19 protein-coding genes are annotated in these 22,808 nt (G+C 68.4%); 5 read left to right on the plus strand and 14 right to left on the minus strand.

What is annotated here, in order from left to right; all coding sequences use genetic code 11:
- Nucleotides 1-53 precede the first annotated feature (53 nt).
- The 7 genes from ACULK4_RS14805 to ACULK4_RS14835 all read right to left on the minus strand — a co-directional run bounded on the left by ACULK4_RS14805 (nucleotide 54) and on the right by ACULK4_RS14835 (nucleotide 8,859).
- Nucleotides 54-1,076: a glycoside hydrolase family protein gene (locus ACULK4_RS14805; RefSeq protein ID WP_445966348.1), complete on the minus strand. Its 1,023-nt coding sequence runs from the start codon at nucleotides 1,074-1,076 to the stop codon at nucleotides 54-56.
- Complete coding sequence (locus ACULK4_RS14810) at nucleotides 1,070-3,382, minus strand: glycoside hydrolase family 32 protein (protein ID WP_445966349.1); 2,313 nt, start codon at nucleotides 3,380-3,382, stop codon at nucleotides 1,070-1,072. The genes ACULK4_RS14805 and ACULK4_RS14810 overlap by 7 nt, the downstream gene beginning before the upstream one ends.
- Nucleotides 3,379-5,010: an ABC transporter substrate-binding protein gene (locus tag ACULK4_RS14815; RefSeq protein WP_445966350.1), complete on the minus strand. Its 1,632-nt coding sequence runs from the start codon at nucleotides 5,008-5,010 to the stop codon at nucleotides 3,379-3,381. The genes ACULK4_RS14810 and ACULK4_RS14815 overlap by 4 nt, the downstream gene beginning before the upstream one ends.
- Nucleotides 5,011-5,216: 206 nt before the next feature.
- Nucleotides 5,217-6,158: a carbohydrate ABC transporter permease gene (locus tag ACULK4_RS14820; RefSeq protein ID WP_445966351.1), complete on the minus strand. Its 942-nt coding sequence runs from the start codon at nucleotides 6,156-6,158 to the stop codon at nucleotides 5,217-5,219.
- A gap of 6 nt (nucleotides 6,159-6,164) precedes the next feature.
- A complete protein-coding gene (locus tag ACULK4_RS14825) occupies nucleotides 6,165-7,193 on the minus strand; it encodes an ABC transporter permease (protein ID WP_445966352.1) in 1,029 nt (342 codons plus the stop codon).
- A complete protein-coding gene (locus ACULK4_RS14830; protein ID WP_445966353.1) occupies nucleotides 7,186-8,232 on the minus strand; it encodes a LacI family DNA-binding transcriptional regulator in 1,047 nt (348 codons plus the stop codon). The genes ACULK4_RS14825 and ACULK4_RS14830 overlap by 8 nt, the downstream gene beginning before the upstream one ends.
- Nucleotides 8,233-8,376: 144 nt before the next feature.
- A complete protein-coding gene (locus tag ACULK4_RS14835; protein WP_445966354.1) occupies nucleotides 8,377-8,859 on the minus strand; it encodes a hypothetical protein in 483 nt (160 codons plus the stop codon).
- A 133-nt stretch (nucleotides 8,860-8,992) separates the two neighbouring features.
- On the opposite strand from ACULK4_RS14835, the gene sigJ reads away from it, so the two are divergent.
- Nucleotides 8,993-10,003: an RNA polymerase sigma factor SigJ gene (gene sigJ / locus ACULK4_RS14840; protein ID WP_445966355.1), complete on the plus strand. Its 1,011-nt coding sequence runs from the start codon at nucleotides 8,993-8,995 to the stop codon at nucleotides 10,001-10,003.
- 39 nt (nucleotides 10,004-10,042) lie between these two features.
- On the opposite strand, the gene ACULK4_RS14845 is transcribed toward sigJ, so the two are convergent.
- The 3 genes from ACULK4_RS14845 to ACULK4_RS14855 are packed head-to-tail and all read right to left on the minus strand — an operon-like array spanning nucleotide 10,043 to nucleotide 11,043.
- Nucleotides 10,043-10,492 (minus strand): type II toxin-antitoxin system VapC family toxin, encoded by a 450-nt coding sequence (locus ACULK4_RS14845; protein ID WP_445966356.1) that lies wholly within the window; start codon nucleotides 10,490-10,492, stop codon nucleotides 10,043-10,045.
- Nucleotides 10,482-10,745: a type II toxin-antitoxin system Phd/YefM family antitoxin gene (locus ACULK4_RS14850; RefSeq protein ID WP_445966357.1), complete on the minus strand. Its 264-nt coding sequence runs from the start codon at nucleotides 10,743-10,745 to the stop codon at nucleotides 10,482-10,484. Before ACULK4_RS14850 ends, ACULK4_RS14845 begins: the two co-directional genes overlap by 11 nt.
- 37 nt (nucleotides 10,746-10,782) lie before the next feature.
- Entirely contained in the window at nucleotides 10,783-11,043 is a 261-nt protein-coding gene (locus ACULK4_RS14855) for a DUF7715 family protein (RefSeq protein ID WP_501043322.1), read from the minus strand.
- A gap of 217 nt (nucleotides 11,044-11,260) precedes the next feature.
- Between ACULK4_RS14855 and ACULK4_RS14860 the strand changes: the two genes are divergently transcribed.
- The 3 genes from ACULK4_RS14860 (at nucleotide 11,261) to ACULK4_RS14870 (ending at nucleotide 13,484) form a co-directional block, all read left to right on the plus strand.
- Nucleotides 11,261-11,587 (plus strand): hypothetical protein, encoded by a 327-nt coding sequence (locus ACULK4_RS14860; RefSeq protein ID WP_445966359.1) that lies wholly within the window; start codon nucleotides 11,261-11,263, stop codon nucleotides 11,585-11,587.
- Nucleotides 11,587-13,086 carry a M14 family zinc carboxypeptidase gene (locus tag ACULK4_RS14865; protein WP_445966360.1) on the plus strand — a complete coding sequence of 500 codons (1,500 nt, stop codon included), beginning with the start codon at nucleotides 11,587-11,589 and terminating at the stop codon, nucleotides 13,084-13,086. The genes ACULK4_RS14860 and ACULK4_RS14865 overlap by 1 nt, the downstream gene beginning before the upstream one ends.
- Before the next feature lie 128 nt (nucleotides 13,087-13,214).
- Nucleotides 13,215-13,484, plus strand: coding sequence for a DUF1876 domain-containing protein (locus ACULK4_RS14870; protein WP_445966361.1), 270 nt, complete (start codon nucleotides 13,215-13,217; stop codon nucleotides 13,482-13,484).
- Between the two features lie 33 nt (nucleotides 13,485-13,517).
- Here the strand turns inward: ACULK4_RS14870 and ACULK4_RS14875 are convergent, their stop codons facing one another.
- A complete protein-coding gene (locus ACULK4_RS14875; RefSeq protein ID WP_445966362.1) occupies nucleotides 13,518-14,249 on the minus strand; it encodes a M23 family metallopeptidase in 732 nt (243 codons plus the stop codon).
- Nucleotides 14,250-14,477: 228 nt separating this feature from the next.
- On the opposite strand from ACULK4_RS14875, the gene ACULK4_RS14880 reads away from it, so the two are divergent.
- Nucleotides 14,478-15,500, plus strand: a complete 1,023-nt coding sequence (locus ACULK4_RS14880) for a zinc-dependent alcohol dehydrogenase (protein ID WP_445966363.1) — start codon at nucleotides 14,478-14,480, stop codon at nucleotides 15,498-15,500.
- A 63-nt stretch (nucleotides 15,501-15,563) separates the two neighbouring features.
- On the opposite strand, the gene ACULK4_RS14885 is transcribed toward ACULK4_RS14880, so the two are convergent.
- From ACULK4_RS14885 to ACULK4_RS14895, 3 genes are all read right to left on the minus strand, one after another.
- A complete protein-coding gene (locus ACULK4_RS14885; RefSeq protein WP_445966364.1) occupies nucleotides 15,564-17,204 on the minus strand; it encodes a S8 family peptidase in 1,641 nt (546 codons plus the stop codon).
- 281 nt (nucleotides 17,205-17,485) lie between these two features.
- Nucleotides 17,486-19,594: a GmrSD restriction endonuclease domain-containing protein gene (locus ACULK4_RS14890; RefSeq protein WP_445966365.1), complete on the minus strand. Its 2,109-nt coding sequence runs from the start codon at nucleotides 19,592-19,594 to the stop codon at nucleotides 17,486-17,488.
- A 54-nt stretch (nucleotides 19,595-19,648) separates the two neighbouring features.
- Entirely contained in the window at nucleotides 19,649-22,804 is a 3,156-nt protein-coding gene (locus tag ACULK4_RS14895) for a restriction endonuclease (RefSeq protein ID WP_445966366.1), read from the minus strand.
- Between the last annotated feature and the right edge of the window lie 4 nt (nucleotides 22,805-22,808).

Genomic DNA, 22,808 nt, shown 5'->3' on the forward strand with positions numbered 1-22,808 from the left:
GGCGGTCGGATTGTGACGGCGTCGACCCTCAATGGTGAGATCGCGGTCGCGCCTCACGCCGCGGCGGGCCGCACGGCGTCCAGCGCGGGCCGCACCACCCGCCGCCAGTCGCCGGCGCGGTCGATCGACAGTCGCCCGCCGGCTTCGACCTCGATGGTGAACGGATCGCTGAGTCCTCCGACGAACGGTCCGCCGTCGACGTACTGGAGGAACGCGAGGAGCACGTACCGGCCGTCGCGTGCGCGGACCACCCGGCCGGCGTAGAGCTCACCGCGAGGGTCGCCCGAGAGGAACTCGCGCGTGGCCAGCTCGAACGGGCCCGACGGTGCGTCGCCGACGAGGTAGTGCGTGCCGCAGTGCGCGAGCCCTGCCGCGACGCGGTCGGCGTTGTGCGCCCACTCGTACGCAGAGAAGAAGAGGTACCAGCGGTCGCCGATCCGCTCGAGCTGGGGCACCTCCATGTGGCCGAACTCGCCCGGGGCCGCCATGGGCGGCAGGACCTCCCAGCGGTCGAGGTCGCGCGAGCGGGCCTGCCCGATGACGCCCCGCGAATCGACGGCTCCGGAGTTCGCGCGCGCCGTGACGAGCATGCGGTACTCGCCCGACTCCCCTGCCGTCTCGTCGAAGTACACCCAAGGGTCGCGCCAGGTGAGGTCGAACCACACGTCGGTGTCGAGCTGCTCGTACCATCGCGGGTCGACCTCCAGCACGAAGCCGTCGTCCTTGACCCAGTGGTGCAGATCGGTACTCGTCGCCCGCCCGATTCGCTGCACCAGGCCGCTCTCGGAACGGTTCACGCCGGTGTAGTACATGTGCCAGCGGTCGCCGGCGCGGATGACGTTCCCAGTCCAGGTCGCGAGATCGTCCCAGGAGCCCGGGACGCCCGGGCCCAGCGCCTCGCCGAGGAACTCCCACTCGCGCAGGTCGTCCGACACCGCGTGGCCGATGCGCGCGTTGTGGTGCCGCAGGTCGGGGTCGCCCAGTTTGGTCGGCGCCATCAGGAAGTAGACGTGGTAGCGGTCGCCGTCGTCGGCGAGCCAGAAGTCCCAGGTCCAGTGGTCGGGCAGGATCAGCATGTCGGGTCGGCCTTTCGGGGTCGAGGTCGGGGTTCGTACGCGGGATGGAGTTCGTGTGCCGAGAAGCGGAGGAGTCGGGCCTCGGCAGGCACCTGCAGGCGCACGTCGACGGCGTCGCGGCCGAGGGGGTACGCGCGCGAGGTGAGCGAGACACGGTCGTCGACGTAGAGCTCGATCATCGATCCGTCGACGACGAGGCGAGCGTGCGCACGAGTTGCGTCGGATCGCCGGATGGCGCGCCGCCGCGTCTCGACGTGCGCCGGGTCGAGGCTGCTCCGGGACCGGTCGATCCAGACCTCTGGCCCATCGACGCCGAGCACGGTGGTCTCCGACCCGTCCTCGCTTCGGAGCACCTCGATCCGGAAACCCTGTCCTTCGACGTCGATCTCGAGGTCGAGGTGTCGACCGCTGAGGAGGAGTGTCGTCACGGCGGCCGAGCCGGCAGCGCCATACGCCGCCTCGCCGGCCGGCTCGACGCGCGGCTCGATGCGCCGCTCACGGAGCAGCGCCACCTCGGCGACCGGCCGCACGAGCAGCGTGCCGTCGTCGTGCAGGCCGAGCTCGAGCGGCAGTCCGGCGTTGTGCGCCCAGCCCGACGCGGCGAATTCCGCGAGGCTCCGCGTGTCCTGTGCGATGGTCCACAGGATGGCGCGGCCGTCGTCGAGCACGGTGCCGCTCGGGCCCGTGAGGTGGCCGCCGCCGTCGAACTCGCGCGGCTCGTCGTGGTCGGGCGTGAAGCGCCGCGCCGCGGCATCCCACACCCCGATCCAGTGCCAGACGTGCTGCAGGTGGTGCTCGCTCGGGCCGGACCACCAGGGCGCGACGAACAGGACATGGCGACGCACCCCGTCGGCGCCCGTGCCGGCCGACAGCAGGACCGGCAGCTCCCACATCACGCCGGTGGCGGGGAACCGGCCGACGTCGCCGACGTGGAGCGGCTCCTGCTGGATCCAGTGATCGCCGTCGGCGGAGTGGAAGAGGAGGGCTGCCCCGCCCTGCCCCTCGAGGCCGGCGCCGACGACCATGAACCAGTCCTCGTCCTCACGCCAGACGAACGGGTCGCGGAACTGCCCGCGAATGAGCGGCTCGCTCCGGCCCGGAACGGTTCGGGGCATCTCGAGCAGCGGGGAGGCATCGGTCGCCCAGCCGACGTCACCCATCTGGCGCGCGACCGCGATCGACTGGTCGGGCGTCCTGCCGAAATCACCCGCGGTGACGAAGAGCAGGTGCTCGCCGGCCGGGTCGATCACGGAGCTGCCGCTCCAGATGCCGTCGGGCGCCACCGCCGAAGCACCGGGTGTCACGGCGAGGCCGGCGTCGTGCCAGTGCACGAGGTCGCGGCTGGTCGCGTGGCCCCACGCGATGTGCCCCCAGTAGGGACCGGCGGGGTTCTGCTGGAAGAAGACGTGGTGGATGCCGCCGGCGTGCACCGCGGCATGCGGCTCGTTCATCCAGCCCTGCGGCGCCGAGAGGTGCGCGATCGGATGATGCGGGTCGGTGTCGTACCGAGCCCGATCGGGCACGACCTCCGCCGGTCCGAAGCCATCGGCGCCGGATGGTACGACGGGCTCCTCGACGCCGTGCGCGACGCGGACAGGACCGAGCACTCCGATCGCCGCGGCGACGGGGAACAGGCCTTCGACGCGCGCGCCGGCGCGCGTCCGGCCGAGGACGATGCGATCGGGCAGGGCGAGCGCGGCAGCGTCCGCCTCGAACTCCGCGACCGTCCGCCCGTCGAGCCGCAGTTCGCCGTGGCCGGCGCCGGCCACCATCGCGAGGTGGTGCCAGTTGCCCGGCGCGAGTCGCGCATCGGCGACGACGAGCCGTCCGGCGACGTCGACCGCGAGCCGTCCGGTGCGGTCGTGCCCGAGTGCGAATCCGGTGGCCGGCGCAGAGGCGGGTTGCCCCGCCGGGGCCGACGCGTCGACCACGGCGGTGAATCCGCGCGCGTCGCCGCGGGCGAATGCGCCCGGGGCGAACCACGCGCCCACGGTCAGCCTGCCGGCCCGTGCCGGCTCCGACGCATCCGCTGCCCGGCGCAGGACGACCTCGACGAGCGTCGACCAGCCGTCGAGGTACAGCCCGGCCCCTCCGGCCTTCGCGGGCACCGGTCGCGGGGCGAGCAGCGCGGCTCGCTGGCCGGGGTCCGCCGTCGTCGCGATCCACGCGCAGCCGCCCGCTCGGTCGATCGCGACGAGCGCGTTGGCGGGCCCGCATTCGAAGCGCACATCGATCGACGTCTCCTGTGCCCGGCCCTGAGTGGGGCCGGGCGCGGCGGCGTCCACCGCGCCCGGTCCCGTGTTCATGCTGCGCCGTTGAAGCGGTCGTAGCCGGCCTGCCAGATCTCGACGAGGCGTTCGAGGCCCATCGACTCGAGCTGGGAGACGTACGCGTCCCACTCCTCCTCGATGCCGCCCGAGGTGATCCACTCGGCCCGCTTCTGCTCGACGAGCGCCTTGATGTCGGCCTCGATCGAGCTGATCTCCTCGAGCTCCTCGACCGAGAAGAACACCGAGGGGTAGTTCTCGGGCTCGGCGTACGGCAGGTAGTGCTCCTCGAGGTCGATCAGGCGCTCGAGCGCACGCGGTTCGGGCAGCACGACGGTCTCGAAGTGCTCGCGGGTGAGCACGTGAGGGGCACCCGCTCCGAGTGCGACCTTCTGCCGCAGCTCGCCGGCGTTCACGTCCGCGGGCAGCTCAGCCTGCTCGAGCACGCCGTCCGCGTTCTCGACGAGTGTCTCGCCGACGGGGCCGTACGAGACCTGCGCAGCCATGACGGGCTCGTACAGTTCGTCGACCCAGCGCATGGTCGCCGAGGGGAACTCGTTCGCACTCGTGATGGCGAACGCGTTGCGGCCGAAGTCGGCGTAGTTGGAGCGGCCGACCAGCTGCCCCTCGACGCCCTCGAGCACGGGCAGCAGCACGTACTCGTCGGCGCGGTCGGTGCCGACGACTTCGGCGGTCTCCCACCAGACGTACGAGCCGAGAACGGGCGTCTCGGTCTTGCCCTTGGCGAGGTAGGTCTTGTCGTCCTGGGTGAACGACTCGGGGTCGATGAGCCCCTCCTCGTACCATTCGTGCAGGGTCGCGATCGCATCGCGGTAGCGCTCGTCGGCCCCGGTGTAGATCACCTCGCCGTCGCGCACGATGCGGTGGTCGGCGTTGTCGGCGATGCCGCCGAGCGCCGCGAAGAGGTCGCCGATGTCGGCGCACCACCAGTTGTTGATGAAGCTCAGCGGGATCTCGTCGGCCTTGCCGTTGCCGTTCGGGTCCTGCGTCTTGAACGCGACGAGCGCGTCGTGGTATTCGTCCACGGTGGTCGGCACGTCGAGCCCGAGCGCGTCGAGCCAGCTCTTGTTGATCGACCAGAAGAACGGCACGGCCGCGAGGCCGAGCTCCTCGGCGCTGGGCAACGAGTAGATGTGTCCGTCCGACGCAGTGACGGCGGCCTTCAGCTCGGGCCGTTCCTCGAAGATCGCCTGCAGGTTGGGCGCATGCCGTTCGATGAGCCCCTCGAGCGGGATGAGCGTGCCGTCCGTGCCGTACCGCACGAGCTCGTCGTCGGTGAACCTCGAGTTGAGGAACGCATCGGGGAGGTCGTTGGATGCCAGCAACAGGTTGCGCTTGTCGAGGTACACCTCGGGCGCGAGCATGTTCCACTCGATCGCGATGTTGGTGTCCTCCTCCCACTGCTGCACGAGCGCCATGTCGTTGTAGTCCGGTGCGAGCGAGGCCTTCTCGCCGGCGATCGCGAGCGTGAGGGTCTCGTCGACGATGGGAAGTCCCGTTTCGTTGAAGCCGTATTCGCTCGAGCGGTCGGCGCCGGACGTCCCGTCGTCAGGAGCGGTGCACGAGGTGAGGGCGAGGGCGAGGATGACGCCGGCTGCCGCCGTCGGGGCGAGTCGGCGGCTGAGGCCGCCGCGGGATCGGTTCATGGTGCGTGTCCTTTCCTGGTCGGTCGCGTCGCTGCGGCCGGTGCGGGTGGTGGGGTGGTGGTGCGGTGGGGGTGGTGGTGCGATGGGGGTGGTGGTGCGGTGGGGGTGGTGGTGCGATGGGGGTGGTGGTGCGGTGGGGGTGATGCCGTGCGGTGGTGCGGGTGAACGATGCGGTGGTGCAGGTGAGCTGATTCGGATGGTGCGGTTCAGTTCTTGACCGCGCCGAGGAGCGCTCCCTGGGTGAAGAAGCGTTGGAGGAACGGGACCACGAGCATGAGCGGGATGGTCGCGAACACGATGGCCGCGTACTTGACGAGCTCGGCCAGCCGCTGCGCCTGTTCGTAGTTCTCGAGGTCGCCGCTCAGGTTCGCGCTCCCGGAGAGGTCGGACTGCACGAGGATGTTGCGCAGCACGAGCTGGAGCGGGTAGTTGTCAGGGCTGTTGAGGTAGATGAGGGCGTCGAAGAAGCCGTTCCAGTTCCAGACGAGGTGGATCACGATCATGAGCGCGATGAGCGGCTTGGAGAGCGGCACCGCGATCCGGAAGAAGAAGCGGAAGTCGCTCGCACCATCCATCTGCGCCGCCTCACGCAGCTCGTCGGGCAGGTTCGACTCGAAGAACGCTCGAGCGACGATCACGTTCCAGACGGCGACCGCGCCGGGGAGCACCATCGCGCCGACGGTGTCGAGGAGGCCCAGGTCGCGCACGACGAGGAACCGCGGGATGATGCCGCCGTCGAAGAACAGGGTCACGACGAGCAGGAAGGTGATGGTGCGCCGGCCCGGCAGGTCGCGCCGCGAGAGCACGTATCCGGCGGAGACGACGAGCGCGACGCTGATCGCGGTGGCGAGCCCGGTGTAGAGCACGGAGTTCGCGAGCCCCCGCCACACGGTCGGGTCGCCGAGCAGGCGGTCGTAGCCGTCGAACGTCACCTCCACCGGCCAGAACCAGGCCTGGCCCTCGTACACCCGTGCGGGCTCGCTGATCGAGGCGATCCCGATGAAGTAGATCGGGTAGATCACGGCGATGAGTGCCATCCCGAGGATCGCCATGGCCACGGCGTTGAAGAGCGGGTCGGCGAGACGGCGGCGGATGTCGCGGGCGGGGCCGCGCGGCGCCGTGATCGGTCGTTCGAGTTGCGTGGTCATGGGTTCCTACCAGACGCTCGATTGGCGGGCGCGTCGTGCGACCCAGTTGAAGGTGAGGAGCAGCGCGAGGTTGAGCAGCGAGTTGAACAGGCCGATGGCCGACGCATAGCTGAACTGCGCCTGCTGCAGGCCGACTTCGTACGTGTACGTCTGCACGATCTGCGAGGCCGCGACGTTGAGGTCGGTCTGCATCAGCAGTGCCTTCTCGAACCCGATGTTGAGCAGGTTGCCCACGGCGAGGATGAACAGCACCGAGATCACCGGCGCGATGCCGGGCAGGTCGATGTGCCAGATGCGGCGGAGCCGGCTCGCGCCGTCGACCTTCGCCGCATCGTGCAGGGCGGGGTCGATGCCGGCGAGCGCGGCGAGGTAGACGACCATGTTGAACCCGGCCTCCTGCCAGACCGAGCTCGCGACGTAGACGGGACGGAACCAGTCGGCCGAGCCCATGAAGAAGATCGGCTCGCCGCCGAACAGCAGGATCGCGTTGTTGACGAGGCCCGCGCGCGGCGAGAGCAGGATGAACAGGATTCCCACGACCACGACGGTCGAGATGAACGTCGGCGCATACAGCACGTTCTGCACGAACCGCCGGAACCGGCCCTGCGCGAGCTGGTTGACCAGCAGCGCGAGGATGATCGGGATCGGGAACACGAACGCGAGGTTCACGATCGCCAGCAGCAGCGTGTTCGAGACGATGGTGCCGAACTGGTACGACGAGAAGAACCGTTCGAAGTGCTCGAGGCCGACCCAGGGGCTCTGGGTGAACCCGCCCGCGGGTGCGTAGTCGCGGAAGGCGATCTGCACGCCGTACATGGGCCAGTACTTGAAGACGAGGAAGTACAACAATGTCGGCGCAAGTAGTACGTATAACTGCCAGTGGCGCAGCACTTGATGCCGGCGGGATCGCCGCCGCGGCGCCCGAGCGCTCGGGTCGAGCACGCCGCCTTCCCGTGGCGCGTTCGGCGTCGATTCCACGCCTGGTGTCGCCACCACGTCGGCCGTCGATGGGCCGCGGATCGCGGTGTCAGCCATCGCGACCTCCTCTCGGGGCCGCGATGGACCCACGTTCGATCAGGGGGCAGATGATGCGCTCGGGCGTGTCCTCGGCGACGTGCCCGCCGAGGAGCAGGTCGACCGCCCGCCGGCCCATCTCGACAAAGGGCAGTTCGAGCGTGGTGAGGCCGGGGCGCAGGAACGGTGCGAGCGTCTCCTGGTTGTCGAAGCCGACGATGGAGACGTCTCGCGGCACCTCGAGTCCGAGCGAGTCGAGCGCCTGGTAGGCGCCCCACGCGGTCCGGTCGTTGGCGCAGAAGATCGCGGTCGGCGGCGCTGCCGATGACATCAGCGCAAGTGTCTGGTCGTAGCCGGCCTGCGGGTTGCCGTCCCCATCGCGCACCAGGCGGGCGTCGTACGGGAGCCCGGCGTCCTGGAGCGCCGCTCGGTAGCCGTCGTGGCGGCCGACCGCGGCAGGCAACTCCGACGCGAGCGTCTCGATGTTGATCATGGCGATGCGGCGGTGTCCCGCGTCGAGCACCGCCTGCGTGGCAGCGCGCCCGCCCTCGAACTCGTCGGGCACGACGGCGCGCGCCCGGCCCGTGACGTCCTCGGAGTTCAGCACGACCGTCGGCGTCCCCTCGAGCGACTCGGGGATCTCGAGTCGGCGGTGGTACATCGAGGCGTAGACGATGCCGGCGACGCGCTGCGAGAGGAGCGATTCGATCGCGGCCGACTCGATACGCGAATCGCCACCGGTGTTCACGGTGAGCAGCAGCATCCCGTCATCCCACGCGCGCGCCTGCGCGCCCTCGACGATGCGACCCGCGAACGGTGAGCTGGCGACCACGTCGCCGACGAATCCGATGAGGCCCGCGGCGCCGACGCGTAGGGTCTTGGCCGCGGCGTTCGGGCGATAGCCGAGTTCGGAGGCGGCTTCGAGCACCCGTCGCCGCGTGGCCTCGCCGACGCGGGAGCCGCCCGCCTTGTTGAGCACGAGCGACACGGTGGCCTGCGAAACGCCCGCGGCAGCGGCGACCTCGTTCATGGTCGCGGTGCGGACGGGTCGAGGCGACATCGGGCTCTCCATCGAGTGAGTTATACGTATAACGCATCAGGAACGCCTTCAATGTAGCGAACGGACGTCGCCCGCACAAGACTCCCACGCCTCCGAGTTCTGAAGCGAGTCGCTCACTGCGTCGGGCGCAGAGACCTCATCGGGTCACCTCGCCGGAAGTGTGCGGGCATGAGGGCCGGCGGATGCGGCGGGGCCGGCCGTGCCGGCGGCATCCGTTTCACGTCGACTGCCGTCGCGCGCCGGGATCAGCAGCAGGATGCCGAGCCCGAGGCTGAACGTCAGCGAGACGACGGTGCCGATCGCGGCATCCGCGGTCACGTGGTCGAGGTGGGTGGCGTGGTACCAGAGGTGGAGGGTGCCGAAGACCGTCCAGGCGAGGCCGAGCAGGCGGAGCACGGCGGGGCTGCGCCAGGCGAACCCGGCGACGGATGCCGCACCGAGGGCGAGGTACATGGCGCCGACGTCGCGCACGAGGTGCTCGTTGTACGGCCCGTCGGTGGAGACCCACTGCCCGAGCACGCCCGGGAACGAGTCGTAGAACGCGGCGGGGGCGAACGACGCCCAGCCGCCGACGAAGAACGCGATGGCCGCGGTCAGCGCGAGCGCAGCCGTGTGGATTCTGCTCATACCCACTCCGACGAAACCGCCAAGCGCAGTGTGAGGTCGGGCCATCCTGTTCGGAAATATGTACATGTTGGCGCATGCTCCCCTCACGATTCAGCCGGCTGCGGCGTCATGCTTGGTGGAGGGAGCAGTGACGATGACGGATGACACCGAGCCGAGCTCGAACGACGACGGCGAAGGTCGCGACGCGCCCGCCGCGCCCGACCTCGCCGACGTGGTCGACGAGCGCCGCCGCCTGCTGGCGCTCGCCTACCGCATGCTCGGCACCACCGGCGAGGCCGAAGACGCCGTGCAGGAGACCTACGTGCGCTGGTACCGGATGTCGGACGCCGAGCGCGCCGCGATCGCGAACCCGCAGGCCTGGCTGACCCGCGTCGCGGGCCGCGTGTGCCTCGACCTGCTCGGCACGGCGCGGGCACGCCGCGAGCGGTACGTGGGCCCGTGGCTGCCCGAGCCGCTGCCGGCCGGCTTCTTCGGGGGCGCCGGCTCCGCGGCCGGCGGCGCCGGTCGGGGCACGTCGAGCGCTGCGGCGCTGACGACGGCGACGACGGATGCCGCGGTCGACCCGCTCGACCGTGTGACCCTCGACGAGGCGGTGTCGAGCGCCCTGCTCGTCGTGCTCGAGGCCATGACGCCCGCCGAGCGCGTCGCGTTCGTGCTGCACGACGTGTTCGCGGTGCCGTTCCCGGAGATCGCGGAGATCGTCGGCCGCTCCCCCGCCGCGGTGCGCCAGCTCGCGACATCCGCTCGCCGTCACGTCGCTGCGGAGCGCTCACGGAGCGTCGAGCGCACCGAGCACGATGCGGTGGTCGCCGCGTTCGGCGCCGCCGCCCAGGCCGGCGACCTCGCGGCGCTGGTGTCGGTACTCGACCCCGAGGTCGTGCTGCGCTCCGACGGCGGCGGGCTCGTCAGCGCCGCCCGCCGCCCGGTGCTCGGCGCCGACAACGTGGCCCGGTTCCTGCTCGGCCTGCTCGCCAAGAACCCCGCCGACCAGGTCGAACCCCTCGAGACGACGGATGGCGCCGGCTTCGCCGTCCGCCGCGACGGCGCAGTGATCGGCGTGGTCAACTTCAACGTCGTCGCAGGCCGCATCACCGACGTGTGGATCGTGCTGAACCCGGAGAAGCTGGGGGCGTGGCGAGAATGAGCTCGGTTCCCGGCGGGGCGAGGCGCTGATTGCGCGTCCCTACCTCCGCTCGGGGCCGCGAGCAGCTTCCGGTCGAGGCACCGCCACGACGTCGACGAGTTCGTCGAGTCCGATGAAGTCGTCCGGGTTGGTCGTGTAGAGCGGGAGCGATTGCGCCGACGCGACCGCGGCGATCATGAGATCGGCGATCCGGCGCCTCGGCGTGCGCCCGATCGCCTGCACGGCCGCGGAGATGCGACCGAACGCACGCGCGGCATCGGCATCGAAGGGAATCGGGTCGAACTCGTGTTCCACCCGCTGCAGCACGTCGGTACGCCGGGCTCGCTCTGGCGCCGCGTCGGCGCCTGAGACGAGGTGCACGCCGGCCGACAGTTCGGCGAGTGTCACGGCGCTGATCGCCACTTCGTTCGGAAGGTCGTCGGCGCCGATCCACCGACGCAGGATCACGACGCTCGTGTCCAGGAGCCCGCGTTCGTTCTCAGCGGGCATACGGATCGTCCAAGGTTGCATCGATGATCGCATCCTGATCGGCGCGGAACCGCTCGAGGTCGATCGCGGGCGCGGTGCGAGACATCGCAGCGAACTCCGACCGGGCGACGAAGCTGCGTCGCTTGCGCATCGGGATGAGCTCGCCGATCTCGCGACCGTCGCGCGTCACGGTGAAGGACTCGCCTCGCTCGACGGCGTCCATGATCTCGCGCGAGCGCATGCGCAGGTCGCGCTGGCTGATCTCGTCGCCCATGTCCGCACCGTAGCACGGCGCAGCACCATGTGCTACATCAGTCATGCCGACGGCCGTCAGACCCCGCGCCTCGCCGCGCGACCAAACGATCCACGATCCGTTCGACGACCGTGCCCTCGGCGAACAACCCGGCGATCGCCAACAGGTTCCACGCCCGGCCGACAGCGTCGAAGTCGCACGTGCATCCCTGCGAGCGTCGGAACCGATGCGTGGCGTCGAGGCAGTCGACATAGGCGGCGAGGTCGAGCCCGGGTATCGCGCGCACGACCGCGGTCGTGGTGACCTCGTCGCTCGTCATGCCGCGGAAGGTGATGCCGCAGTCGCACGACCCGGGCCACCGTGCCTCCAGCGGCCCGGGCCGCCGCGACAGGCGCGCGAGCCCCGCGAGCCCCGCCCGCGCACCACCATTGCGGCCACCCCCACGAGGGAGTAAGTTCCGCCCCGAGTGGTTCTGGGGGGAGCCCGTTCGTGCGTCCGCGAGACGCTCGAGCGAGCCGTGGATTCGGGGGGATCCCATGGCACAGAAATCCAAGGGCGCCGACGCGCTCGGCAAGCCGGAAGGCGAGCGCTTCGAGGCGACCGTTCATCCGGGCGTACGGAACCTCGCGGTGTCGCGGGTGGCCGATCTCGACCTCGACCGCATCCCGGATCCGCAGGGCGAGGTCCGGGTCATCATCACCGCCGACGAGCTCGCCGAGCTGGTTCGACGCGGGTACGAGGTCCGCGTGCTTCACACCGTTCCGATCGCACCGCTCGACCCCGAGCGGATCCAGTCGGACGATGACGCGACGCGCTGGCTCGAGGACCGCATCGCCGGCATCCCCCGAGAGGAGGAGCGCTGATGTACCGGACGGTGGCGCAACTCGACTCGCAGATGCAGTCGCTCGCGACGTGGTTCCCGGGGTTCTTCACGCGGACGCAGTTGCCGGAGGCATCCGTTCAGGGAAGACCCGTGTACGCCCTGCGCCTGCGGGCGGGCACCGGCCCCGAGCGCCGCGGGGTGCTGCTCGTGGGCGGCACGCACGCACGCGAGCTCATGAACCCCGACGCGATCATCGAGCTCGCCGTCGACCTCTTCGTCAGCTACGCGACCAACCGCGACCTCGTCTACGGCGGGAAGACCTGGCCGGCTGCCGACATCAAGCTGATCCTCGACGCCCTCGACATCTGGATGGTGCCCTGCGCCAACCCCGACGGGCGCGTGCACGTGATGACGGTCGACGACATGTGGCGCAAGAACCGGGCGACGAACGCCGGCACTTCGTGCATTGGCGTCGACCTCAACCGCAACGCCGACTTCATGTGGGGCGTGACCGAGGGCCAGACGTCGTGTTCGCCGTGCACCGATATCTACGCCGGGCCGAGCGCGTTCAGCGAGCCGGAGACCCGCAACGTGAAGCACCTGCTCGACACGCACCGGATCGCGACGTTCGTCGACGTGCACTCGTTCTCGGAGCTCATCCTCTGGCCCTGGGGGCACGCCCCAACCCAGACGACCGACCCGAAGAAGCGGTTCACCACGCTGCCGCAGCCGAAGTGCAAGCCGATCCAGGTCACCGGCTATCAGGAGTACATGCCGCCGCGCGACCTGCAGCGGTTCCAGACGGTCGGCGCCCGCATCCGCGACGCGATCGCGGCCGTTCGCGGTCGCACGTACACGAGCGAGGCGGGCATCGGCCTCTACCCGACCACCGGCACGTGGAGCGATTACGTGTACAGCCGTCACATCGCGAGCTCGGCGCTCGAGAAGACCTACGGCTTCACGTTCGAGACCGGGCCACGCGTGGAGACCGTCGAGGACTCCTTCCATCCCGCCGATCCTCGGCCCGTCATCCGCGACGCGAAGTCGGGCATGGTCGCGCTGCTGCAGCAGAGCATCTGCGCGATCGAGCTCATCGGCGCGCAGTTCTTCCGCGCGCAGACCGAGGTCAGGGCGCTCCAGAAGGTGCGCGACAAGCTCCTGTCGACGACGGATGCCGGGCGGGAGTGGATCGCACTGTTCGAGCGCATCGAGGCGCCGGCGGTCGTGGCGATGCTCGGCGACCGCGAGCTGCTGTCGGACACGGCAGAGCTCGTGAAACGCGCGTCGGCGCTGTCGAAGGATGACACGACGAAGCTCACGGACGACGAGGTGGATGCCGGCCTGAAGGTCGTGCGCCGCCTGCGTTCGCGCGTCGAGGATGCGGACCTTCGGAAGGACCTTCGGGCGATCGAGGTGCAGCTCGACGGCCTGCGCGGGACGGGCATGTCGAAGGCGGTGGAACGGCTGATGACGACGCCGCCGGGTGCGAAGGCGCCGGCCCGCTCGGGGTCGAAGGGGAAGGCGCGCGCTCGGGGCTGAGCCTTGCCGCCGATGGCCGTTGCGCGTGCGCCGGCGGCGTGCGCCCAGCCGTCCCGCGACCCTCGCCGCCCCTGCGGCAGGTCGGTACCCTGAAGGTTGGAACCGAACCGGGGAGGGTGGTGGGTTCCATGGATGCAACGAAGCAGTGGAATGTCACCGTCGAGATCGACGAAGACGAGAACACCACGATGGCGAACGCCAGCCTGCGCACGCCCGCGGGCCTGGACGTGACCGGCGTCGGGAAGGCGGATCGCAACCCGCTCGATCCGAACGTGCCAGAGATCGGCGACGAGCTCGCGGTCGCGCGCGCCCTGCGCAACCTCTCCGAGCGGCTGCTGCACGCCACGGAGAAGGACATCACGAGCGTGACGGGTGAGCCGTCGCACGTGCATCGGTAGGGCAAGCGTCCACTCTGCCCCAGCCGGCCGCGATCAGGTGTCGGTCCAGCGGATCCGGTCGCGCCGGCCGGGAATGCCGTCCGCAACCGGCACCCACGCACCATCCGCCTGGACCTCGTAGGTGCGGAACGCGCACGGGATGGCCTTCGCCGTCATCAGGTCGGCGGAGTCCATGAGCTGGAAGTGCAGGTGCGGCGCGGTCGAGTTGCCGGTATGGCCCACGCGGCCGAGGATGTCACCGGATGCCACCTGCTGACCGGCGGCGACGGCCACGCTGCCGGGCACGAGGTGCGCGAACCCGGCGAAGACGTCGCCGGGCCAGGTGTCGCCTCCGGCCCGACGAGCGGCGCCGGCAAGGGCTCGGAGCACGACGTGGTTCCCCAGGATCTGCGGAATCTTCTCGGGCGAGAACGTCACCGCGTTCTTCACCGCCCGCGCGATCTCGCGGGCCGGGTGGATCCATTCGCGCTCGGGCATTTCGTCGGATGCCGCCACCACCTCGGCGTCGAACGGCGCGTGGATCGGCGCGCCCCACGCGTAGCACTCCCGCGTGCGCCCGCCGAGCAGCTCACCGCGCAGCGTGCTCGCGGGGTGGAAGTGCACACCGCGACGTCCATCGACCTTGAGCAGATCGTACGCGTAGCGCTGCCCGAGCAGGTCGGTGCCGTGGCTCGGCACGCGGTGGGCAGGCGTCGTGACGGCCATCCACCCCTCGCCGCGCAACGGGAAGTCCACCACCACGGGGTCGTCCAGTTCGCCGGCCATGCGCGGCAGCCTAGCGATTGGTGGCGACATCGGGGCGAGCGGATGCCGCGGGGCCGGCCGTCCCGGCGATCGCCTCGGCCCTGACCGCCCGTCCGGCCGGCAGCGCCTCGTGCCGCCCGACGCCCGAAGGGACCAAGTTCCCGCCGGGTCCGGCGCGCTCAGCGAAGACTGGGAGCCGGGCGCCCGCACGGCGGATGCGCCGACCACGGGACCCTCAGGAGGAACATCATGCGTGCAGCCGTCGTGACGGCGTTCGACCGGCCCGTTGCGCTGGAGGACCGGCCGATTCCGGAGCCGGGGCCGGGCCAGGTGCTGGTCCGGCTCGAGACCTGCGGACTCTGCCACACCGACATCCACGCCATGCGGGGCGACTGGCCGGTGAAGCCCGGCCTGCCGTTCGTGCCAGGTCACGAGGGCGTCGGCATCATCGAGAAGCTCGGCGAAGGCGTCACTTCCCGGTCAGCCGGCGAGCGGGTCGCGATGCCGTGGCTCGGGCACGCGTGCGGCGAGTGCCGGTTCTGCGTCTCAGGCCGGGAGAACCTGTGCGAGCAGCAGCAGAACACCGGGTACTCGATCGACGGCGGCTTTGCCGAGTACCTCGTCGCCGACGCTCGGTTCGCGGCGCCCGTGCCGGAGGGCGTCTCGGCGATGGATGCCGCGCCGCTCACGTGCGCGGGCGTCACCACGTACGCAGCCGTGAAGAACGCGCGCGTCGTGCCCGGCGAGCGCGTCGCGGTGTGGGGCGTCGGCGGGCTCGGCCACCTCGCGGTGCAGTACGCGCGACTCGTCGGCGCCGAGGTGATCGGGGTCGACATCACGCCTGAGAAGCTCGATCTCGCGCGCGAGCTCGGAGCCGACCACGCCGTCGACGCGTCGGCCGGCGACCCTGTCGCGGCGATCGCCGAGCTCGGCGGTGCGGATGTCGCGATCGTCCTCGCCGTCGCGCCCCAGGTGTTCGACCAGGCGTTCGCGTCGCTGAACCGCGGCGGCCGGATGGTGCTCGTCTCGCTGCCCGCGGAGGGCTCGCTCACCGTGCCCGTGTTCGACACCGTGCTGAAGGGCATCTCGATCATCGGCTCGATCGTCGGAACCCGCCAGGACCTCGCCGAGGTCTTCGCCCTCCATGCCCTCGGCCGCACGCGAGTCGTCTCTATGCCGCGCGACCTCGGCGACGTCAACTCGGCGGTCGACGAGGTGCTGCACGGCGACGTGCCGGCGCGACTCGTGTTCGAATTCGGGTCGGCGGGGTAGCTCTTCACCCGCCGTTCGCCGTCGTCGGGTGCCCCTCCGGCGGCGAAGGCGGGCATTCGCCCCTCACCGCCCGAGCCGCCTGAACGCGTTCTCCGCGATCCGATCCAGCTGCTTCGCGGTCAGCCGCCCGTCGAACGCCCGCGCCTCGCGCGCGATTGCCGCGACCAGCTCCCGCCGTCCGCGCACCGCCTGCGACCGCCAGTCCGGATCCACCGGCACCGGACCCTTGCCCGGCACCCAGATGAGCCCAGGCGCATCGTTGAGGACGCCGAACAGGATGTACACCCAGTACACGAACCGGTCGTCGATCCTGAATCGCTCGTTCTTCTCGATGCGATCGAAGATCGCGCGCAGGTCCGGCATGACCCCGATGCGGTCGGACGCCGGGTCGGCGCTGTGCGTGTTGAGCGAGGATGACAGCCACGACCGCACGGTCGCCGGGTCGAACGGATGCCCCTTCCGCGCCTTCCGCCAGCTCTGCAGCAGCACCGCGGCGCCAGTGACGATCGGGGAGGCACCCGACGTTCCGCCGAACGACCCGGTGTACGCCGTGGGCGAGGTGCCGGTCCATCCGTCGCCCGTGGTGTCGACGTTCTGGCCCCAGGCGTAGCAGTCGATGCGGCTGCCGTGGTTCGAGAACGACAGCCGCGAGTGGGGCGCGGCGGATGACGCGGCGCCGACCATGATCGCCCCGGAGTCGCGGTAGTCGTCGTCGCCGACCTTCAGCAGGTGGCGGCCGGAGGCATCCGTCCAGTCGTCGAGGTCGTTGCCGCCGTTGCCGGCCGCCTCGACGACCACGATGCCGGCGTCGACCGCATCGCGGATGGCGTCGAACACCGCCTGCTCGACCTCGACCGGAAGGTACGTCGTCGACGACCCGGCCGCGGTGGTCTGCGCCTCGAGCAGCATCACGTCGCCGGGCGACATCGCGTCGGCCGCCGAGATGATGGCCGCCGCGGTGCTGTAGCTCGTCGACGTGCGGTACTGCGACACGACCCGAGCGGATGCCGCGGGCGCGATGCCCACGCCGCCCCTCGTGTTGTCGACCGAGACGACCTCGCCGAGCACCGCCGTGCCGTGCCCGTGGTACGCCTGGCTCACGCCCGAGATGATCGTGATGCCGGCCGCCGCGAGGTCCTCGTGGTTCAGCGTCCACCCCTGCTCGAGGTCGACGAACCCGATGCCCGCGCCATCCGTGGCACCCCACGCCCACCGCGCGTCGATGCCGTCGGGCGCGGCATCCAGGTACCCCTGGTTCCCGCTGCGCGGGTCGTCGCCCGCGTCCACCGGCGGCGGCGTCGGCCCGCCCTCGACGTAGGCGGTCTCGACGTCGTCGCGCGCGTCGAGTTCCTTCGCGAGTTCGGCAGCGGATGCCTCGTCCCGCACTGTGATCGCCGCATACCCGTCGAACCGGGCCCGCCGCCCCCGCCCGAGCCGCTCCCGCTCGTCGCCTCCGACCATCGGCTCGAGGTACGCCTCCCCGGCCACCCGCCGCTGGTACTCCGCGAGCACATCCCCGAGATACCCGACCGCATCGACCAGCTCGCGCCCGACGTCGTCCTCCTGCTCCCCCGCCCGTCGCTCACCCGGACGCTCCTTCAGCGCCCGCTCGCGCCGCGCCGCATCGGTGACCTTCACGACCACCCGCCGCTGCACCTCCGGCGCCTCGACCGGGTCGAGCTCCTTGCCGTCGATCATGCCCATGATCCGCTCCCCTCCATTGCGGATGGCGGTCGTGCGCGCGCGTGCGCTGGGCGCCGCGCGCGGGCGGCCGGCCGGTTTCGATGGTTACGTGGGGATCATGCGCCGAGGTGGGGGCGGATGCATCGGGGTGGGCCCGGAGGCAATGCGTCGACTCATCAGCCGATCGAACCGCGGCCCGAGGCGTTCTGTTGAGCCGCCGGACAGCGCGTTCAGTCCCACGCGATCTCGGACGAACACTGCACCACCTAGATCGCTCAGCTGTCCCTCGCCGCCGAACTTCTCTACTCCTCACCGTCGCCGAGCTGGTATTCATACGCCTGGCGCACCAGGCCGAGGATGTAGCTGAAGTCAGAGTTGTCCTCGAACGGCACCTGAGTATCGCCAACTCCCCAATGGCCGATCTGACTCACGTCACGAGCGATCCCACGCTCGTCGCGGAGCGCCGAGATCGGGATGTTCAGAACGAGGACCAGACGTGCCGCCTGCGGAATGATGTCCAGGAAAGTCGTGTCCGCCTTGAACGACGCGCGAATCTTTAGGAACTCGATGGCCACCACCGGATCGAAGGCAAGCACTTCCTCGCTCAAGCGCTCGAACTGGGCCCTTCGTGCGGGACGCAACAGGTTCGGGTGGTCTTCGATGGTCCGCTCGGACTCGGCGCGCGGTGCCTGATACGTCGCCAGGGCATCCGCGGCAAGTGTCGGCCTTGCCCAGATGCTTAGCGCCTCACCGGCCAAGCGCGTGGCACGCGCCCGGATGGTCGACTCGTCCCACGCATCGAGCTGTCCGATGCCCTGGTTCAGTCGGAGCGGGCTCTCCCGGAACCCACCGATCATTTCTCGCTTCTCGGCGAACGGACGGTCCGAGTACTCGGAGTTGTACCCGGTGAGCGTGAGGTTTCCCAGGGTGTGGAGGTACTTGCCCTGGAGTTCCACCCAGTCCGCTCCGAGGTCCACCTGCCACTCGGGCCTGAGGTCTTCGTTCTGCGGAAGGATGTGCTCGATCGTGTACTGATCAGTCGGCACCGGCTCCTTCCGCCCGAAGTTCTCGAGCGAGCGGAAGAAGTACGAGCGACGCTTGAAGTGGTAGGCGTCGAAGGTCTTGAGCTTCTCCTCGAACTCGGCGTCGGTCGGGAACGCGCGGTACCCCTGCAGCCGGATGAACTGGGCCTTGACGCTCTCGAGGTAGCGGTCCTTGCGAATCGCGCGTGCGAAGGTCTGGAACGTGGTGTTGAGAGAGTTGGTCGCGTAGCCGGTGACGGCGCGGCGCACGATGTACGAGATGACGAGCCGCACGATCTGGAGCAGCTCATCGGCGGTGACCACCCCGAGTTCGTAGTCCGTGTACACCTCGAGGAGGAAGGGGTACACGACGTCGGCGCGAATCTGAGTGAGCTCGTCGAACGCGTGCTGGAGCGCCGAAAGCCGCTCGCCGCCAAGTGCGATCGCGTTGTAGCGCTTCGAATACTCGCGGAGTTCGACGACAATCGCGTCGATGCTCTCTCCGTGCTTCAGGCGACCCGCGGCGTAGTCCTTGAACGCGTCGTAGATGTCATGGACGCGAGGGATGCGCCCCGTGACGACGGTCAAGTAGTGGCGGACGAACTCGTCAAACACGCCGTCTCGTCCGGCCCCTGCGAAGTCCTCCTCCATCGGTCGCCAGTAGCTCTTCCAGAGTTTCGCCTGTTCGGAAGCGGGAAGGTCCATCAGTACGAAGTTGCGAATTAGGTCCGCCTGGGAAAGCTTCTTGCCGGTCGAGTTCATCGCCTCGAAGACGAGCTGTGGGTGATCTATCCCGAGCTGCAGGTGCACGTCGACGACCTGGAGCTTGTCGAGACCCCGACAGATGACAGCCAACTCGGTCTTCGAGTCGTTCAGCTTCTCCTGGAAGTAGGCGAAGTTCACGAGTACCTTGCTGGTCGAGTCGCGAGGCGCGTCCGTGCCATCGAGCACCGAGAACAACGCTTCGCGGTCGCCTTGCGAGAGCAGGAGACGGTAGCGCCGCTCGTCGGTCTTGAACCGGTTGAGGAGATACGACTCGCGGATCTCCTCCGGCGAAAACCCTTCAATCGGCTCTCGCTGCTCGCCCGATTCGCCGTCGAGGCGCGCGGCGAGCGCGGCGAGGATGAGGCTGACCGTCGTGACACGCTGCTGGCCATCGATAATGAGGTTCGGCGACTGGCTCGTTTGCGTACCGGCGGCCTTCTCGACGTAGACGACGGAGCCGGTGAAGTGCGCACCGAGCGAGCTGTTCTCGCCGGCGCGCACGATGTCTTTCCAGAGCTGCTTGCATTCGGCCTCACCCCAGGCATACGCGCGCTGGTAGATCGGCACTTCGAACTGGCTCGTGACTTTGAGCAGGTCAAGCAGGTTGGTATCGACGGCCTTCACGGCCACCTCCTCGTGGACACCGACGTGTCGTCGTATGCGTCGGACTTCTCGGGATCAGGCCGAGACGAGCTGTAGCAGATGGTCGTAGCCGGTCACGCCGTTGAATCGAATGCCTGAGGCACCCGCCACCTCGTTGAGTTTCTCGAAGAGCTTGTTGGCGCAATCGATCTTCGACTTCTCGGCGCCGCGAAGTTCCAGCGACGAGAGCGAATACTTGGTCTCGGCGACGAAGTAGACGTGCTTGACGGCGCCTTCCTGGAAGGCAATCGCCCAGTCCGGGTTGTAGTCATCGAGCGGCGTGGGGATCTTGAAGCCACGTGGCAGCTTCGTGAAGACGGACACCTCGTCACTGACATCGAGCGCAGCGCCGAACTCACGCTCGACCTGTGAGTCATCGAGGACGAACTCGTAGACGCCTTTGTTCGGGGTATGGACGGCCTTTGAAAGGTCCTGCGCGGTCTGGTTCTCGGTGAAGATGGCGGCGTCGTAGCGGTCTTCGAGGATGTTGTACTCGATGTGTTCGACCATTGTTGCGGCGGCTTGCTCGCGGATGAGGCGGGCCGCCTCCGTGATGAACTGCTCCGGGTTCTGCTTAAACTTCGCGAACGTCCCGGGAGAAACGCCACTGAGAATGGTGGCAACGGTGCGTCTGGTCAGCTTGGTCTTCTCGGCGATCTCGCCGAGAAGGTCGTACGGCACCGTGGAGCTTGCACTCAAGGTGGACTCCGACGACTTCGTCCGGGTCACGTTGAAGCTCTCCCCGGACTCCAGGTGCTCTGCCTCGATGAGATCCCGTTGTACCCCTTCGGTGACGACGTACTGGAGCCTGGCAACTTCAAGCGAGGTGTCGAGGACCCGAATGCAGTTATCGATGAGCTCTTGCGAATCGAACTCGACCTGGTACACGACACGGTGGTTGATCCGCGCCCAGAGTTCCTGGAACTCCTTCTTGTTGAAGTTTGCCTTGTTCATGGGCACGACCTTCGTCTTGCGCCCGTCGTCGACCTTCGGCGCCGCGACGTGGAGCGAGTCGATCAGCTCCGCAACTTGATAGAAGTACGGGTGGAGCGCAGGCGGCATAGCCGGCATCTCGGGCAGGTCAGCGCGTCGGATCCACTTGTCAGTAAGGTGCTGGTCGTAGTCAATGAAGTCATGCTTGATGAGCCAGTGCTGGAGCTGCTTCGCGTCGTCCAGCGTGACCTTGTGCTCGGCTCCGGCGATCGCGTCGCGGAAAGTCGCGCCAACGAAGAACTCCGGCGTTGCCTTTCGCGGCCGCGCGCTGAGCAGCCCCAGCGTTTCCTTCTGGAACCCTGCGACGAAGTCTACGTAGGACTCTTCGGTCACGACTGTGAGAACGTTGATGTCGTGGACCGTCACGGGGTTGTCGGCCCGGTCGCCGTTGTGGTCAACTGCGAGGCGAAGGCCGCGTCCGACTTCCTGACGACGAGAGTCTCCAGCGGTTGCCTTCTTCAGAAACCCGAGCGTGAAGACGTTCGGGTTATCCCATCCCTCGCGCAGCGCGGAGTGACTGAAGATGAAGCGGAGCGGATAATCACGGTCAAGGAGCTTCTCTTTGTCGCGGAGGATCGCGTCGTACGCTTCGGCGTCCTTCGAAAGGCCTTTTCCCTTCTCGTCAGAGGCATCCGAAGCATCGCTATCGACCCAGCGCCCGGTCTTGTCGACGGAGAAGTAGCCGTTGTGGATGTCGCGAACGTCATCTCGCTGCAGGAATGTCCGATACGCTGCCGCTGACTCGTCAAGGTCGAGTTCGCTGAGTCGCTCAGCCTTGAGCGCTTCGTACTCCTGCTCGAACACGCGGGCGTACTCGCCCCGTCGGTCCGGCTGGTCGTAGTCACGGTACTTCAGCACTTCGTCGATGAAGAAGAGCGAGAGCGCCTTGATGCCGTACCCAAAGAGTTGCCGCTCCTTGTCGAGGTGGGCGCGGATGACCTCTCGAATCTGGAGCCGTCGCTTTTGCTCGTCAGTCACGTCGTTGGTGACCTGACCGCCCTGGAGCACCTGACCGTCAATGAGCGTGACGGTGTTGGTGATCGCGTCGATATCGTCGATGACGAGGCCGTTGTATGCTTCGATGCCGCCGGAGATGTCATGGAGCCGATCGCGCTTCTTGACCTTGACGGTCTTGAGGGTGATGTTCCCGTTCTTCGGCTGGTGTTGGATCTCGATGCGTGCTTTCGGAAAATCTGCACCCTTCCCGAGTTCGATGCCGTCGACGTACAGGTATGCGCTGCTGCCGGCAAGGCCTTTTACGCTGATGCCGCGCGCGGAGATCTTCTTGACGAGCTTCTTGTTGTACGCGTCGAGGGCATCCAGGCGGTGAACCTTGTTGTGCTCGATGGCGTGGGTAGCTGAGTAGCGAAGGGCGAAGAGCGCGTTGAACCGTCCGAGCGCTTTGAGGGTCTCGCTGGGCCTTGCAGCGTTGCTTCCGAGGCGCTGTGGCTCGTCGATAATTAGAATCGGGCGGTTCGCAGCGATTACATCGATGGGGCGACGAGACTTGAAGCCGTCGAGCGTCTTGAACATCTTCAGTCCGGATGACTTGCCAGTCTGGCCGAGATCTTGGTCGGCTTTCTTCGCATCGCGGTTGAAGTTCTGCGCGTTGATGATCATCACCTGAATGCCTGTGTCCGACGAAAAGGTTTCGACATCTTCGAGATGGTCGGAGTCATACACGAACGCCCGGGCCTGGGTTTCGTATTCGGCGAGGAAGTGGTCGGCAGTAATCTCGAAAGATTTCTTCACGCCTTCGCGGATCGCAACGCTCGGGACCACGACGACGAACTTCGACCAGCCGAATTGTCGGTGAAGCTCCATGATCGTCTTGATGTAGACATAGGTCTTGCCGGTGCCGGTCTCCATCTCGACGTCGAGGTTCAGCCCGGCCGCGGGGCTGGCGATCAGTTCTCCGGACAGCGGGAGTCCGCTCGTGCGTCGTTGAACGGCATGAAGGTTGTCGAGAACTTGGGAGGGTGTCAGGAGCAGGGTGCTGTTGCCATAGCCGGTTTGCACACCGGCGTCATCGACACCGTGGGCAAGTTCGGGTTGTCCGCGCCGACCAGCAGTACGCCCAGGGTCGATCTTGTAGATGACGTTATCTGCGAACGGCTGGCGGTGCTTCACACGGAAGCAGTCCACAACGGCGTCGACGGCAGCGGTTTGGTAATCCTGAACCTTGAAGTGCAACTTCATCGAA

It is taken from the genome of Agromyces selenitireducens (assembly GCF_052748465.2).